Genomic DNA, 15,523 nt, shown 5'->3' with positions numbered 1-15,523 from the left:
TCGGGGCCGCCTTGCGGCCCATCGCGACCTGCGGTCGCTCCTACCAGATGGGTGCATTCCCTGTAGGAGCGACCGCAGGTCGCGATCGAACCGCACAGCGGTTCGAAATCAATCAGGCTTCCGGTCGACCCACTTCGGCAACACCGGCGATTCGAACCGCTCCATCCCATCCAGCAGCTCATCCGCCTGCTGGGCCAGCAGCAACATCGCCCGATGCTGCGGCCTTACGAAACCTTCTTCGACGATATGGTCGAGGAACCCGCCAAGCTTTTCATAGAAACCGTTCACATCGAGCAGCCCCAGCGGCTTGGCGTGATAGCCCAGTTGCCCCCAGGTCCATACCTCGAACAGCTCCTCCAGCGTGCCCAGGCCACCCGGCAGGGCGATGAAGGCGTCGCTCAGCTCGGCCATGCGCGCCTTGCGTGCGTGCATGCCGTCAACCACTTCCAGGCGGCTCAGGCCCTTGTGGCCGATTTCAGCGTTCATCAGGCTTTGCGGAATCACCCCGATCACCTCGCCGCCAGCGGCCTTGGCGGCGTCGGCAACGGTGCCCATCAGGCCCACCGCGCCACCGCCGTAGACCAGGGTCAGGCCACGGCGGGCAATGGCCTGGCCAAGGGCGACCGCCGCTTCACGGTAGGCCGGGTTGGCACCGATGCTGGCGCCACAGAACACACAAACGGAACGTACAGGCATTGCTCATCTCCAGTCACTCAGGGTGACAGGGTACGGCGCATGGCCGCCGCTTCCAAGGCGAGGCTCACTCCGGCCGGGAGAATTCGCAACTGGCGCCGGTGGCCCCGTGGGCGTAGGCGGCAAGCAGGCTGTTCATGAAATTTGCGAGGGACATTGACGTTGCTCCTAAATGAGAGGTTGTCCCATCGTCTATTAAAAGGGCATGATGTGCTCTTAGATTGGTTGTATACAATCCATTGAACAATTCTACTGGCTGGCCGATTGACACCCCCTTGACCCATATCAGCAAGGGGCTGAACGGTTTCAGGCAGTCTCGCAATTGATAAAACCCTGCCAAGGAGATTCATGATGTTTGCGAAAGCTGTAGCGGTATCCCTGCTGACCCTCGCCAGCGCCTCCGTCTTCGCCGCCGAGTGCTCGGTCACCGTCGACTCGACCGACCAGATGTCCTACACCAGCAAGGAATTCACCGTAGACAAGAGCTGCAAGGAATTCACCGTCAAGCTGACCCACTCCGGCAGCCTGCCGAAGAACGTCATGGGGCATAACCTGGTCATCTCCAAGACTGCCGACATGCAAGGCATCGCCACCGAAGGCATGAGCCAAGGCCTGGACAAGGACTACATCAAGGCCGACAACGCCAATATCATCGCCCACACCAAGATGATCGGCGCGCCGGAGAAAGAAACCGAAGTGAAGTTCGACACTTCCAAGCTGGAAGCCGGTGGTGACTACAGCTTCTTCTGCACCTTCCCGGGCCACATCTCGATGATGAAGGGCAAGGTTGTAGTCAAGTAATGCGGTACGGGAGGGCTTTGCCCTCCATTCGCGGGGCAAGCCCGCTCCTACAAGGAGCGGGCTTGCCCCGCGAAGCTTTTCAAGGCGCGAACGGCAGTTCGCGCTTGTGCTGGGTCTTGCGGTAGGTGGCGACGATGATGTCGAAGGCTGCCTGGTCCACCGGCAACCCATGCAGGAAGGCATCGATCTGCTGGTAGGTCACGCCGTGTGACGCTTCGTCCGGCTTGCCGGGCTCCAGGTCTTCCAGGTCTGCAGTCGGCACCTTTTCAACCAGGGCCTCGGGGGCGCCAAAGCTGCGCGCGATCGCCCGCACCTGGTTCTTCACCAGCCCGCTCAGCGGCGCCAGGTCGCAGGCGCCATCACCGAACTTGGTAAAGAAACCCATCACCGCTTCGGCCGCGTGGTCAGTACCGATCACCAGGCCCGCGCGGGCACCGGCGATGGTGTACTGGGCGACCATGCGCGTGCGCGCCTTGACGTTGCCGACCACGAAGTCCACCAGGGTTGGCGAGCCATTCTTCAGCTCCACCACCTCGGCGGCCAAGGCCCGCACGGCCGGTGCGATGTCGACGGTGTGCACCTCATCGGCCTTGATCACCTCCAGGCAGGCCTGGGCGTCGTGTTCGTCATGCTGCACCTGGTAGGGCAGGCGCACGGCAATGAAGGTGTAGGCCTTGTCCCCGGTTTCGCCGCGCAGCTCGTTGATGGCGCGCTGGGCGAGCAGGGCGGCGGTCAGCGAGTCGACGCCGCCGCTGATGCCCAGCACCAGGGTCTTGAGCCGGGCGTTGGCCAGGCAGTCCTTGATGAACGCCACGCGCCGGGCAACTTCGGCCTCTAGCGCGGCCGCGTCGGCGAACGGCGGCTGTACCTTCAGCGCCTGGGCAATCTCTTGCTGAACCGCTTGCATGGGTTACTCCTTGCTGGGGACTTTGAATACATGACGCATGTAGGCCACGAAGTTTTCGTCGCGGCACTGGGTCTTGGCGGCTTCATCGGAAATCTTCGCCACCGGCGAGCCGTTGCAGTCGGTCATTTTAAGCACGATGTTCATCGGCGCCACACCAGGAATGTCGCAGGTGAGGTTGGTGCCGATGCCGAAGCTGACATTGATGCGCCCGCGCAGGGCACGGAAAATCTCCAGTGAACGGGTCAGGTTCAGGCCATCGGAGAACACCAGGGTCTTGGTCATCGGGTCGATACCCAGTTTCTGGTAATGGGCGATGGCCTTTTCCGCCCAGGCCACCGGCTCGCCCGAGTCATGGCGCAGGCCGTCGAACAGCTTGGCGAAGTACAGGTCGAAATCGCCAAGGAAGGCATCCATGGTGATGCAGTCGGTCAGGGCGATGCCGAGCAGGCCACGGTACTCGCGAACCCAGCAGTCCAGGGCGGCGATCTGGCTGTCGATCAGCCGCGGGCCGAGCTGCTGGTGGGCCATGATCCATTCGTGGGCCATGGTGCCCAGCGGCTTGATATCCAGTTTCCATGCCAGGTCGACGTTGCTGGTGCCGACGAAACGGCCCGGGAAACCGTCGCGCAGCACTGTCACCACCTCTTCCTGCACGCGGCTGGAAAAGCGCCGGCGGGTGCCGAAGTCGGCCACTTGCAGGTCGGCCAGCTCATCGTCGCTGGCGTGGGCGCGCAGCCAGTCGAACTTGCGCTGCAGTTGGTCGCGGGCCTCACTCAGGCGCATGCGCGGGTGCAGGTGGCGGTTGCGCACTTCGCTGATGATCGCCAGCAGCGGCACCTCGAACAGAATCACATGCAGCCACGGGCCCTTCAGGCGCAGGAACAGCTGGTCGTTTTCGATGCCGATACGCACGTAGCGCAGGTTGAAGCGGAACAGGCGCAGAAAGCGCAGGAAGTCGGGCTTGAGGAAACTGATGCGTTCGAGAAAGGCCAGCTGGCCATCATCGAGGGTGAGGTCGCTGAGCAGTTCCAGCTGGTGGCGGATTTCGCCGAGGTAGGGCCGCAGGTCCTCGCCGTTGCGGCAGCGAAACTCCCATTCCACGTCGGCGTCCGGGTAGTTGTGCAGCACGGCCTGCATCATGGTGAGCTTGTAGAAATCGGTGTCGAGCAGGTTGTGCACGATGCGCTCGGCGAATGCGCTCTCGCTCATCAAAAGGGCTCCAGAAGCGGCGAATGGCGGACATTGTGCCAGTCTTTTGGAGTTTGTTGTGCCTGTTCGGGCCTCTTCGCGGGGCAAGCCCGCTCCTACAACGATTGCACCGGGCGCCGCCTTGTAGGAGCGGGCTTGCCCCGCGAAGAGGTCACAGCAGCCAAAACAGGTGCTTTTGCCGTGCAGCAGCTAGCCTTTAAACGGTGCCGCCTGTAGCAGTAGCGCACCAGCGGTGTGCACTTCGGTGACGTCGACTGTTACAGGGCGGTTGCACGTTAACACTTGCCAGGGTTGCAATGATGGCACTCGATGGTTGCTCCTTGTCTGTACGAGTGGTGGCGCCTGCCGCGTGGCAGACGGTTGCACGCTCAGTAAAGAGAAGGCCGTCGGTCGCCTCGCGGTCATCGGCAGTGTGTGATTTCCCGGAAGACAAAACCCATGGCACGGCCCTTGCTCAGAGCACAGGGCTGAGAAGTTGTAGTGCCAACCAAAAAAAACTCTAGGAGCACCACCTCATGTCGCAGACGTTTTACAAGAAAGGTTTCCTGGCCCTGGCCATCGCCACGGCCGTGGGTGTTTCTTCGTATGTTCAGGCCGACGTCAAGATCGGCGTCGCGGGCCCGATGACCGGGGCCAACGCAGCGTTTGGCGAGCAGTACATGAAAGGTGCGCAGGCAGCGGCCGACAAAATCAACGCCGCCGGTGGCATCAACGGCGAGAAGATTGTGCTGGTCAAAGGCGATGACGCCTGCGAGCCGAAGCAGGCCGTGGCCGTGGCCAACCGCCTGGTCGACCAGGACAAAGTGATCGGCGTGGTCGGCCACTTCTGCTCTTCCAACACCATCCCGGCGTCCGAGGTGTACGGCGATGCCGGGGTTATCGCGATCACCCCAGGCTCCACCAACCCGCAGGTGACTGAGCGTGGGTTGACCGCCATGTTCCGCATGTGCGGCCGGGACGACCAGCAGGGCATCGTTGCCGGCGACTACATCGTCGACGTGCTCAAAGGCAAAAAGGTCGCGGTGATCAACGACAAAGATACCTATGGCAAGGGCCTGGCTGATGCCACCGCGGCGCAGTTGACCAAGCGGGGAGTGAAGCCGGTCTTGGAAGAGGGCCTGACGCGAGGCGAGAAAGATTTCAGCGCCTTGGTCACCAAGATCCGTGCCGCTGGTGCCGATGTCGTCTACTTCGGTGGCCTGCACCCCGAGGCCGGCCCGCTGGTCCGCCAACTGCGCGAGCAGGGCCTCAAGGACGTCAAGTTCATGTCCGACGACGGTGTCGTCACCGATGAACTGGTGGCCACCGCCGGTGGCGCCCAGTTCGTTGACGGCGTGTACATGACCTTCGGCGCCGACCCGCGCCTTCTGCCGGAAAGCAAGGCAGTGGTCGAGGAGTTCCGCAAGGCCGGTACCGAGCCTGAAGGCTACACCCTCTATGCCTACGCTTCGATCCAGGCGCTGGCCGCAGGCTTCAATGGCGCCAAGTCGAACAAGGGCGAAGACGCCGCCAAGTGGCTCAAGTCGCACCCGGTCGAAACCGTCATGGGCAAGAAGGAGTGGAACGAAAAAGGTGACCTGAAAGTCTCCGACTACGTGGTCTACCAGTGGGATGCCCAAGGCAAGTACCACCAGCTGGAAAAACAAAAATAACAACGGCCGCCGGCCCGGGGCCCATGCGCCCGGGCCTACGCCCCGCGGTACCTGTCTTTATTCGTAGATCTGCACAGTTCTGCGCTGCGAGGGCCGCTTTATCCGAGGCCCGCCGTGGTCGGCGCTCGTGCAATCTCCATCAGGTGAGATTGCGTTATGGATGGTATTTTCCTGCAGCAACTGGTCAATGGCCTGACCCTCGGGTCGGTCTATGGCCTGATCGCCATCGGCTACACAATGGTCTATGGCATCATCGGCATGATCAACTTCGCGCACGGCGAGGTGTACATGATCTCTGCGTACCTCGCGGCGATCAGCCTGGCATTGCTGGCCTACTTCGGTATCGAATCCTTTCCGCTGCTGATGCTCGGTACGCTGTTGTTCACCGTGGTCGTCACCGGCGTCTATGGCTTCACCATCGAGCGCATCGCCTACAAACCCTTGCGCAACTCCACCCGCCTGGCACCTTTGATCAGTGCCATCGGCATCTCGTTGATCCTGCAGAACTACGCGCAGATCAGCCAGGGTGCGCGCCAGCAAGGCGTACCGACCCTGCTTGAAGGGGCCTGGCGGGTGAACGTAGGCAGCGGGTTCGTACAGCTCACCTATACCAAGGTGTTCATCCTGGTGGCGGCTTTCGTCGGCATGGCCTTGCTCACCTACGTGATCAAGTACACCAAGCTCGGCCGCATGTGCCGGGCCACCCAGCAAGACCGCAAGATGGCGTCGATTCTGGGCATCAACACCGACCGAGTGATTTCCTACGTATTCGTCATCGGCGCGGTGATGGCAGCGTTGGCCGGGGTATTGATTACGCTGAACTACGGCACCTTCGACTTCTATGCAGGCTTCATCATCGGCATCAAGGCCTTCACCGCCGCGGTGCTCGGCGGCATCGGTTCGCTGCCTGGGGCCATGCTTGGCGGGATCATCCTGGGGATTTCCGAGTCGCTGTTCTCTGGCCTGATCAACTCCGACTACAAGGACGTGTTCAGCTTCTCGCTGCTGGTGCTGATCCTTATCTTCCGCCCCCAAGGCCTGCTGGGTCGCCCGCTCGTGGCTAAGGTGTGAACATGTCGATTGCCAAAATTGCTTCTGCCTCCGAAACCAAGGGTTTCGACCTCAAACGCAGTGTGCTCGAAACCCTCGTCGCCGGCCTGCTGGCGCTGATCGTCTTCGGCCCCATCGTCGGCGTGGTGCTCGACGGCTACACCTTCAATGCCGAGCCGCGCCGGGTGGCGTGGCTGGTTGGCGGGGTGATGCTCGGGCGCTTCCTGCTCAGCCTCTACGTGCAAACCCCTGCCGGCCGGCGCATGCTCGAAGGCTTCGACAGCGGTGGGTCGGGCGTGCACGTCAATTCGCCAGACTACAAGTCGCGGTTGCGTTACATCATCCCGGCGCTGGTGGTGATCGCCATCATCTTCCCGGTGTTCGCCAACAAGTACCTGCTGACCGTGGTCATCCTTGGCCTGATCTACGTGCTGCTGGGCCTGGGCCTGAACATCGTGGTGGGCCTGGCCGGGCTGCTCGACCTGGGCTACGTGGCGTTCTATGCCATCGGCGCCTACGGCCTGGCGCTGGGCTACCAGTACCTGGGGCTGGGTTTCTGGACCGTGCTGCCGCTGGCGGCCATCGCCGCAGCGCTGGCGGGGTGCATACTGGGCTTTCCGGTGTTGCGCATGCACGGTGACTACCTGGCGATCGTGACCCTGGGCTTTGGTGAAATCATTCGCCTGGTGCTGAACAACTGGCTGTCGTTCACCGGCGGGCCGAACGGCATGCCGGCGCCGTCGCCGACGTTCTTCGGCCTGGAGTTCGGCCGCCGGGCCAAGGATGGCGGGGTGCCGATCCACGAGTTCCTGGGCATCGACTACAACGCCAACCTCAAGTTCGTGTTCATCTACGCGGTGTTGTTCCTGGTCGTGCTGGCGGTGCTGTACATCAAGCACCGGCTCACCCGCATGCCAGTTGGCCGCGCCTGGGAAGCGCTGCGCGAAGACGAGATCGCCTGCCGCTCGATGGGCCTGAACCATGTGCTGGTCAAACTCTCGGCGTTCACCCTGGGCGCCTCCACCGCAGGCCTTGCCGGGGTGTTCTTCGCCACCTACCAAGGCTTCGTCAACCCGTCGTCGTTCACCTTCTTCGAGTCGGCGCTGATCCTCGCCATCGTCGTGCTGGGCGGCATGGGCTCGACGGTGGGCGTGGTGATCGCGGCCTTCGTGCTGACCGTGGCCCCGGAGCTGCTGCGCAGCTTCTCGGAATACCGCGTGCTGCTGTTCGGCGTGCTGATGGTGCTGATGATGATCTGGCGCCCGCGTGGCCTGATCCGCATCAGCCGCACCGGTGTAACCCCGCGTAAAGGAGTGGCGCCATGAGCGATGAAATCATTCTCTCGGTCGACAACCTGATGATGCAGTTCGGCGGCATCAAGGCGCTCAGCGACGTCAGCCTGAAGGTCAAGCGCAACCAGATCTTCGCCCTGATCGGCCCCAACGGCGCCGGCAAAACCACGGTGTTCAACTGCCTCACCGGCTTCTACAAGGCCAGCGGCGGGCGCATCGAGCTGAACGTGCGGGGCAGCCACACCAACGTCATCCAGCTGCTGGGCGAGCGCTTCCAGGCGGCCGATTTCGTGTCGCCGGCGCGCTTTGCCAGCCGCCTGTACTACAAGATGTTCGGCGGCACGCACCTGGTCAACCGCGCAGGTTTGGCGCGTACCTTCCAGAACATTCGCCTGTTCAAGGAAATGTCGGTGGTGGAAAACCTGCTGGTGGCCCAGCACATGTGGGTCAACCGCAACCTGCTGGCCGGGGTGCTCAATACCAAGGCCTTCCGCAAGGCTGAAAGCGATGCCCTGGACCACGCCTTCTATTGGCTGGAGGTGGTCGACCTGGTGGACTGCGCCAACCGCCTGGCCGGCGAGCTTTCCTATGGCCAGCAGCGGCGCCTGGAAATTGCCCGGGCCATGTGCACGCGGCCGAAGATCATCTGCCTGGACGAGCCTGCCGCCGGCCTCAACCCGCAGGAAACCGAAGCCCTGAGCCGCATGATTCGTGTGCTGCGCGACGAGCACGACATCACCGTGGTGCTGATCGAACACGACATGGGCATGGTCATGAGCATTTCCGACCATATCGTGGTGCTCGACCACGGCAACGTCATCGCCGAGGGCGCACCGCAGGACATCCGCCACAACCCGACGGTGATCGCCGCCTACCTGGGTGCCGACGAAGAGGAGCTGGTATGAGTGCACCCATTCTGGAACTGAAGGACCTGGACGTGTTCTACGGGCCGATCCAGGCGCTGAAAAAGGTTTCGATGCACATCAACGAGGGCGAGACGGTGAGCCTGATCGGCGCCAACGGGGCCGGCAAGTCGACCCTGCTGATGTCGATCTTCGGCCAGCCGCGCGCGGCGTCGGGGCATATCGTGTACCGCGGCACCGACATCACCCGCAAGTCGTCCCACTACATCGCCTCCAACGGTATCGCCCAGTCGCCGGAGGGGCGCCGGGTGTTCCCGGACATGACGGTGGAGGAGAACCTGATGATGGGCACCATCCCCATCGGCGACAAGTATGCCGGCGAGGACATGCAGCGCATGTTCGAGCTGTTTCCTCGGCTCAAGGAGCGGCGCAACCAGCGGGCCATGACCATGTCCGGTGGCGAGCAACAGATGCTGGCCATCGCCCGGGCGCTGATGAGCCGGCCGAAGTTGCTGCTGCTCGACGAACCGTCGCTGGGGCTGGCGCCGATCGTGGTGAAGCAGATCTTCGCCACCCTGCGGGAACTGGCCAAGACCGGGATGACCATCTTCCTGGTGGAGCAGAACGCCAACCATGCCTTGAAGCTGTCGGACCGGGCCTATGTGATGGTCAACGGGCAGATTCGCATGAGCGGCACGGGGCAGGAACTGCTGGTCAATGAAGAGGTGCGCAGCGCCTACCTTGGAGGGCACTGAGCCGCCTTCGGGGGCCGCAAAGCGGCCCCCGGTCCAATGTGGACAACTTGTCGCATATCTTTCTCGACGCACTCGACGATCCCTTCGCAAGCCCTTGTTTCCACAGGTTGAATCTTTTCCACGATTAATGTGGAACCGCCTGTGGAAAACATGGTGGCACCTCGCTCAAACCCGCTAATTCAAAGGCCTGCAAGGCGCTGTTCATATTTTGATCAGTTGCCCCTTGTGGATGATTTTCATAGGATTTTCTGCACAGCTGGGACGTGCCGTCTGGCACTTTGCAAGCTGTGGATAACTCTGTGAAAAAGCCTTGGACAGACCGCTGCAGGCGGCATCCTTGAAAGCGTTGCGCCATCACCTGAAGATATCCACCGACTGTATTTCGCTGAAAGGGTTCCGCGTGGCGGGCAAGTTGCCCCCAATCCGTGGGGAAAGCCCTGTGGATAACGTGCGCATAGCTGGCGTTGAGCCCTCTACAGCAAGGGTTTGCGGCATATGAACAAAAAATGAACAGCTGCCCGAATGGCTTGCTGCCAAGGCCTGGGGCGGGCATGCTGCAAAGCTGCCGAATACAATCCACCGTGAGGAAACAGAGCATGACGTCCACCGTATTCATCACTGGCGCAACTTCCGGTTTCGGTGAGGCCACTGCCCGCCGCTTTGCCGACGCCGGCTGGAAGCTGGTGCTCACTGGTCGCCGCAAGGAACGCCTGGACGCCCTGTGCGCCGAACTGTCGGCCAAGACCGAGGTGCACGGCCTGGTGCTCGATGTGCGTGACCGCAAGGCCATGGAGCAAGCCATCGCCACCCTGCCGGCCGGCTTCGACAAGCTGCGCGGCCTGGTCAACAACGCGGGCCTGGCCCTGGGTGTGGACGCGGCGCAGAACTGCAGCCTGGACGACTGGGAAACCATGGTCGACACCAACATCAAGGGCCTGATGTTCACCACCCGCTTGCTGCTGCCACGCCTGATCGCCCACGGCCGTGGTGCGTCGATCCTCAACGTGGGCTCCGTGGCGGGCAATTACCCGTACCCGGGCAGCAACGTCTATGGCGGCACCAAGGCCTTTGTTGGCCAGTTCTCGCTGAGCCTGCGCTGCGACCTGCGCGGCACTGGCGTGCGGGTGAGCAACATCGAGCCGGGGCTGTGTGAAAGCGAATTCTCGCTGGTGCGCCACGGCGGTGACCAGGCCAAGTATGACGCCACCTATGCGGGCGCCGAGCCGATCCAGCCGCAGGACATTGCCGAGACCATTTTCTGGATTCTCAACCAGCCGGCGCACATCAACATCAACAGCCTTGAGCTGATGCCGGTGCGCCAGGATTTTGCGGGATTGTCGATCGACCGTTCGAACAACGGCTAATTGCTGTAATTGGGGCCGCTTTGCGGCCCATCGCGAGCTTTGCTCGCTCCTACAGGGACAGCACTGACCTTGTAGGAGCGAGCAAAGCTCGCGAAGGCGTCAGCCCAGGCGCTGCAACCCTTCCAGGCAGGTCGCCAGGTGATAAGGCGTAGTCGATGGCATGTCATGCCGGCTCACCGCCCCCTCGCCATCCCGGCACTCATGCCAGCCGCCTTCGTGCAGGAACTGCTGCTCCATCGCCTTCAACTGGGTGTGCAGCCTTTGTTCATGCCCCGGGCGCAACACCAACGCCCGCAGGTACTCCGCCTGCGCCCACACCCGCTGGGTGGCATCGAGCACCGTGCCGTCCACATCGAGCATCGCCAGCACCGCGCCGTTCCTTACCCCGCACTGCTCGGCATAGCCGAACGCCCGGTCGATAGACCCATGCAGCGCCGTACCGCGCAGCAGTGGCGACGTCTCCAGCAGGTAGAACCACTCGAACTGGTGCCCCGGTTCGAACCAGTTATCCACAGCCCCGCGCGGTTTTTCCAGCATCAGCCCGTGCTGCGGCTCGATGAAGTGTGCTTGCAGGGCTGTGCACAGTTGCAGCAACGACTGCTGCACGTGCTCGTCCTCGCGCACCGCCAGCACTTGCAGGAAGGCCTCGGCCAGGTGCATCTGCGGGTTCTGCAGCGGGCCGCTGCCAAGGTCGGCCCAGTCTTCGCCCAGGCTGGCTTCATACAGGCCATCATCCCGGGCGAACTGCTCGTCGATCACTTCCAGGGCGGCGTTCAGCGTGGCTTCCACCAGGCCTTCGCCGACCTTGCCCAGGTAATGGGCGCAGGCGAAAACGATGAAGGCGTGGGTGTAGAGGTCCTTGCGCCGGTCCAGCGGCTGGCCGTTGGCGTCGATGCTGTAGAACCAGCCGCCGTGCTCGGCGTCGTGGAAGTGCTTCTGCAGCGAGCGGAACAGCGCCGCCGCCCGCTCGGCAGCGCCCGGTTGCTCGATGCGGCTGCTGAACAGGTAGAGCTGACGGGCGCAGGCCATGGCCCGGTAGCGCTGCACCGGCAGTGGGCGGTGCTGGGCGTCCAGGGCTTCGTAGGGCAGCGCCATTTCGGCGTTCCAGCCCGGGCCTTGCCACAGCGGCACGATACGGTCGGCGAAGTGCTGGTTGAAGCGGGCCAGTTCCGGCGGGGTAGGGCGGGGGTTGGGCATGTGGGCGCTCGTCGCATTCGGGCAGGGCGCCATGGTAGCAGAACTGGGGTTCTCGGTTGCCTGTGCCGGCCTCTTCGCGGGGCAAGCCCGCTCCTACACACGCGAAGGGGCCGGCACAGGCGAGCGATCAGCCCCGGTTACCCAACCCCTGCCAATGCCGCGCCCCCACGAAAATGAAGCGCAACTGTTGGGTGATCTTTTCCTGCGCGCTCAGCGCCTGTGGATAACCTGCCTCCGGGCTGTCGATCAGCTCTGGCAGGGTGGCGAACACGGTCTTCACCACCAGGTCGGCCATCACCGCCAGCGCCGCGCTGTCCAGGTGTTGCCAACGCTTCATGCGGGCAAGGTCGGTGGCCAGGTCGTCGCTGATGTCCTGGCGCAGGCGGGCAATGGCCTGGCGCACGGGCAGGGAGCCGCCGTATTGCTCGCGGGCCAGGAACAGGAACTGGGCACGGTGGGCAGCCACCACGTCGAGAAAGATGCGCACCGACGCATCGGTGATGCCGCCCAGTTCGAACTCGTTGTGCCGCACCAGGCGGATGGTCTGGCGGAAGGTGGTGTCCACCTCGGCCACCAGAGCCAGGCCCAGGGCGTCCATGTCGGTGAAATGGCGGTAGAAACCGGTGGGCACGATGCCGGCGGCCTTGGCCACTTCGCGCAGGCTGATGCTGCCAAAGCCACGGCCGCTCTGCATGAGCAGGCAGGCAGCGTCCAGCAGGGCCTGGCGGGTCTGTAGCTTCTGTTCGGCGCGCGGCAGCATGGGGCGGGATTCTGTGACGATGAGGCTGGGCACTCTAGATAAAAAAACGAAGCCCGGTCAATGGACCGGGCTTGGAGGGGAGCAGGCGTTGTGTTTTAGGTTGTTCTTTTCGGCCATGGCGATCAGCTCACATGGCTGATTTCGACCAGGCGATCAGAACCACCTTCAGCCACGCGGCCACTGCGTTCGATCAGGCGATCCGAGCCACCTTCGGCAACGCGACCAGTACGTTCGATCAGGCGATCCGAGCCACCTTCGGCAACGCGGCCAGTACGTTCGATCAGGCGATCCGAGCCACCCTCGGCAACGCGGCCAGTACGCTCGATCAGGCGATCGGAGCCACCTTCGGCGACACGGCCACTGCGTTCGATCAAGCGGTCCGAGCCACCTTCGGCAACGGTTTTCAGCGGCTGGGCGACTTCAGCTGCGCTGGAGCGCGATTCGGCGGTCAGGTGCTGGTCGGCTGCCGGCAGGGCAAAGGCATTGGCGGCAAGTATGGACAGGGTCAGGGTCAGCAGGGTGCGTTTCATGGTTCGGTGCTCCTCTGGGGGGCTGGAAAGTGGGTACGAAGCCAATGCTACGCGCGGCGCCGCCAGAGAGAAGTTCATCCGGGTAATGGTAACAATCGACGGTATTGATAGCGTTTGCCGATGGCTCTAGCACAGTGGTCATGGGCTGATTGGTGGCTTTTTGCCGCCAGGGCGGGAGAGTGGTAGTACGGCTGCGGTCGAGGTAAAAGCTGGGAAAAGCGCCAGGAAAACTTCGCTATCATGGGCCTTGTCGATAAAACCCTGCGGGTTTTCATCAGTCCCAGATACTAAGTGCCATCGCTACGCCCGTTTTGTGCCATGTCGTCAGGAGAATCACGCAATGACGCGCCCCGCCAGAATCCTTGTCTGGACCTTAGCCACCCTGTTGACCCTGCTGGCGATCCTGGTCGTGGTCATCGCCACCTTCGACTGGAACCGCGTCAAGCCGCTGCTCAACGAGAAGGTTTCCGAGGCCTTGCACCGGCCGTTCGCAATCAACGGCAACCTCGCCGTGCACTGGCGCACCGAGCCGGAGGAGGGCGGCTGGCGTGCCTGGGTGCCGTGGCCGCATTTCATCGCCGAAGACCTGACCCTGGGCAACCCCGACTGGCTCAAGGAGCCGCAGATGGTCGGCCTTGAGCGCGTGGAGTTTCGCCTGGCGCCGCTGCCGCTGCTGCTGCAGCAGATCAGCATTCCGCGCATCGACCTGACCCGGCCTACCGCCAGCCTCACCCGCCTGGCCGATGGCCGCGCCAACTGGACCTTCGACTTCGGCCCCAAGGACGAGAACGCAGAGCCGTCCAAGTGGCAGCTGGACATCGGCGCCATCGGCTTCGACCAGGGCAATGTCAGCTTCGATGACCAAACCTTGAAAACCAGCATGAAGGTGCAGGTCGACCCGCTGGGCAAGCCGATTCCGTTCAGCGACATCGTCGGCAAGGCCAGTGCCGAGAAGGCCGGTGGTGCCCAGGACTACGCCTTCGGCTTCAAGGCCGACGGTCGCTACAAGGGCCAGCCGGTGTCCGGCACCGGCAAGATCGGCGGCCTGTTGGCGCTGCAGGATGCCAAGCAGCCGTTCCCGTTGCAGGCCGACGTGCGCATTGCCGATACCCATGTGGTGCTGGCCGGCACCCTGACCGACCCGCGCAACCTCGGCGCCCTCGACCTGCGCCTGCGCCTGTCCGGGGCGAGCCTGGGCAACCTCTACCCGCTCACCGGCGTGACCTTGCCCGATACCCCAGCCTACGCCACCGACGGGCGCCTCAGCGCCAACCTGCATGCCGCCCAGGGCGCGACCTTCAATTACCAGGGCTTCAACGGCAAGATCGGCAACAGTGACATCCACGGCGACCTGGGCTTCGTCGCCAGCCAGCCACGGCCCAAGCTCAGCGGCAACCTGGTGTCCAACCAGCTGCTGTTCAAGGACCTGGCCCCCTTGATTGGCGCCGACTCCAACGCCGAGCAGAAGGCCCGCGGAGGCGCCAGCAAGCAACCGGCGAACAAGGTGCTGCCGGTGGAAGAGTTCCGCACCGAGCGCTGGCGCGCCATGGATGCCGACGTCACCTTCGCCGGCAAGCGGATCGTGCACAGCGAGCAGTTGCCGTTCAACGACCTTTCCGCCCACGTGATTCTCGACGATGGCTTGCTGCGCCTGGAACCGCTGCGCTTTGGCGTGGCCGGTGGCAGCCTGGCCTCCAACATTCGCCTCGATGGCCGCAACGTGCCGTTGCAGGGGCGTGCCCAATTGACCGCACGTGGCTTCAAGCTCAAGCAGCTGTTCCCAAGCTTCGCGCCGATGCAAACCAGCTTTGGCGAGCTCAACGGCGATGCCGACATCAGCGGCCGCGGCAACTCGGTGGCGGCGCTGCTGGGCACGGCCAATGGCAACTTGCGCATGTTGATCAACGACGGCGCGATCAGCCGCAGCCTGATGGAGATCGCCGGGCTCAACGTGGGCAACTACGTGGTCGGCAAGCTGTTCGGCGATGAAGATGTGAAGATCAACTGCGCGGCAGCGGACGTGGGTGTCAAGGATGGCCTGGCGACTACCCGGTTGTTCATTTTCGATACCGAGAACGCGATCATCTACATCAACGGCACGGCCAACTTTGCCAGCGAACAGCTGGACCTGAAGATCACCCCGGAATCCAAGGGCCTGAGGTTGTTCTCGTTGCGCTCGCCACTGTACGTGCGGGGCGCGTTCGCCAAGCCCAGCGCCGGTGTACAGGCGCTGCCGCTGGCGTTGCGTGGCGCGGGGATGCTGGCGCTGGGCGTGGTGGCAGGGCCGGCGGCCGGGTTGCTGGCGCTGGTCGCGCCTAGCAGTGGCGACCAGCCTAATGAATGCACGCCGTTGTTGCAGCAGATGAAAGCCGGCAAGGCGCCGGCTGCGGTGAAAAGTCGGAAATAACGGCGGGGCCGCTTTGCGGCCCATCGCGAGCTTTGCTCGCTCC

At 63.2% G+C, this 15,523-nt stretch carries 14 protein-coding genes; 8 read left to right on the top strand and 6 right to left on the bottom strand.

The features are described from left to right. Nucleotides 1-108: 108 nt before the first annotated feature. Entirely contained in the window at nucleotides 109-696 is a 588-nt protein-coding gene (locus F3J44_RS03070; RefSeq protein WP_167066962.1) for a TIGR00730 family Rossman fold protein, read from the bottom strand. Nucleotides 697-1,041: 345 nt separating this feature from the next. On the opposite strand from F3J44_RS03070, the gene azu reads away from it, so the two are divergent. Further along, nucleotides 1,042-1,494, top strand: a complete 453-nt coding sequence (azu, locus tag F3J44_RS03065) for an azurin (RefSeq protein WP_205299650.1) — start codon at nucleotides 1,042-1,044, stop codon at nucleotides 1,492-1,494. A gap of 79 nt (nucleotides 1,495-1,573) precedes the next feature. Here the strand turns inward: azu and nadE are convergent, their stop codons facing one another. Together nadE and pncB are read right to left on the bottom strand one after the other, a co-directional pair. Next, nucleotides 1,574-2,401, bottom strand: a complete 828-nt coding sequence (gene nadE, locus F3J44_RS03060; RefSeq protein WP_167066959.1) for an ammonia-dependent NAD(+) synthetase — start codon at nucleotides 2,399-2,401, stop codon at nucleotides 1,574-1,576. A 3-nt stretch (nucleotides 2,402-2,404) separates the two neighbouring features. Next, nucleotides 2,405-3,610, bottom strand: a complete 1,206-nt coding sequence (gene pncB, locus F3J44_RS03055; RefSeq protein ID WP_167066956.1) for a nicotinate phosphoribosyltransferase — start codon at nucleotides 3,608-3,610, stop codon at nucleotides 2,405-2,407. Nucleotides 3,611-4,125: 515 nt separating this feature from the next. On the opposite strand from pncB, the gene F3J44_RS03050 reads away from it, so the two are divergent. The 6 genes from F3J44_RS03050 to F3J44_RS03025 all read left to right on the top strand — a co-directional run bounded on the left by F3J44_RS03050 (nucleotide 4,126) and on the right by F3J44_RS03025 (nucleotide 10,586). Continuing rightward, entirely contained in the window at nucleotides 4,126-5,262 is a 1,137-nt protein-coding gene (locus tag F3J44_RS03050) for a branched-chain amino acid ABC transporter substrate-binding protein (protein WP_167066953.1), read from the top strand. 156 nt (nucleotides 5,263-5,418) lie between these two features. After that, the gene (locus tag F3J44_RS03045) at nucleotides 5,419-6,333 is read left to right on the top strand and encodes a branched-chain amino acid ABC transporter permease LivH (protein ID WP_167066950.1); all 915 of its coding nucleotides are present in this window, start codon (nucleotides 5,419-5,421) and stop codon (nucleotides 6,331-6,333) included. A 2-nt stretch (nucleotides 6,334-6,335) separates the two neighbouring features. Further along, nucleotides 6,336-7,637 (top strand): high-affinity branched-chain amino acid ABC transporter permease LivM, encoded by a 1,302-nt coding sequence (gene livM, locus F3J44_RS03040; protein ID WP_167066947.1) that lies wholly within the window; start codon nucleotides 6,336-6,338, stop codon nucleotides 7,635-7,637. Then, nucleotides 7,634-8,509: an ATP-binding cassette domain-containing protein gene (locus F3J44_RS03035; protein WP_167066944.1), complete on the top strand. Its 876-nt coding sequence runs from the start codon at nucleotides 7,634-7,636 to the stop codon at nucleotides 8,507-8,509. Before livM ends, F3J44_RS03035 begins: the two co-directional genes overlap by 4 nt. Continuing rightward, a complete protein-coding gene (locus tag F3J44_RS03030; RefSeq protein ID WP_167066941.1) occupies nucleotides 8,506-9,222 on the top strand; it encodes an ABC transporter ATP-binding protein in 717 nt (238 codons plus the stop codon). Before F3J44_RS03035 ends, F3J44_RS03030 begins: the two co-directional genes overlap by 4 nt. Before the next feature lie 596 nt (nucleotides 9,223-9,818). Further along, nucleotides 9,819-10,586, top strand: a complete 768-nt coding sequence (locus F3J44_RS03025; protein WP_167066938.1) for an SDR family oxidoreductase — start codon at nucleotides 9,819-9,821, stop codon at nucleotides 10,584-10,586. Between the two features lie 99 nt (nucleotides 10,587-10,685). On the opposite strand, the gene F3J44_RS03020 is transcribed toward F3J44_RS03025, so the two are convergent. The 3 genes from F3J44_RS03020 to F3J44_RS03010 form a co-directional block, all read right to left on the bottom strand. Beyond that, nucleotides 10,686-11,783 (bottom strand): AGE family epimerase/isomerase, encoded by a 1,098-nt coding sequence (locus tag F3J44_RS03020; RefSeq protein ID WP_167270599.1) that lies wholly within the window; start codon nucleotides 11,781-11,783, stop codon nucleotides 10,686-10,688. 127 nt (nucleotides 11,784-11,910) lie between these two features. After that, nucleotides 11,911-12,543 carry a TetR family transcriptional regulator gene (locus F3J44_RS03015; protein WP_167066932.1) on the bottom strand — a complete coding sequence of 211 codons (633 nt, stop codon included), beginning with the start codon at nucleotides 12,541-12,543 and terminating at the stop codon, nucleotides 11,911-11,913. A 122-nt stretch (nucleotides 12,544-12,665) separates the two neighbouring features. After that, complete coding sequence (locus F3J44_RS03010; RefSeq protein WP_167270597.1) at nucleotides 12,666-13,073, bottom strand: phage infection protein; 408 nt, start codon at nucleotides 13,071-13,073, stop codon at nucleotides 12,666-12,668. A 340-nt stretch (nucleotides 13,074-13,413) separates the two neighbouring features. Here F3J44_RS03010 and F3J44_RS03005 point away from each other — a divergent pair, with 340 nt between their 5' ends. Then, nucleotides 13,414-15,480, top strand: coding sequence for an AsmA family protein (locus F3J44_RS03005; RefSeq protein WP_167270595.1), 2,067 nt, complete (start codon nucleotides 13,414-13,416; stop codon nucleotides 15,478-15,480). The last annotated feature ends 43 nt before the right edge of the window (nucleotides 15,481-15,523 follow it).

This window comes from Pantoea sp. Tr-811 (genome assembly GCF_011752535.1).
Classification (GTDB): domain Bacteria; phylum Pseudomonadota; class Gammaproteobacteria; order Pseudomonadales; family Pseudomonadaceae; genus Aquipseudomonas.
This window is presented reverse-complemented; position numbering and strand designations above follow the sequence as displayed.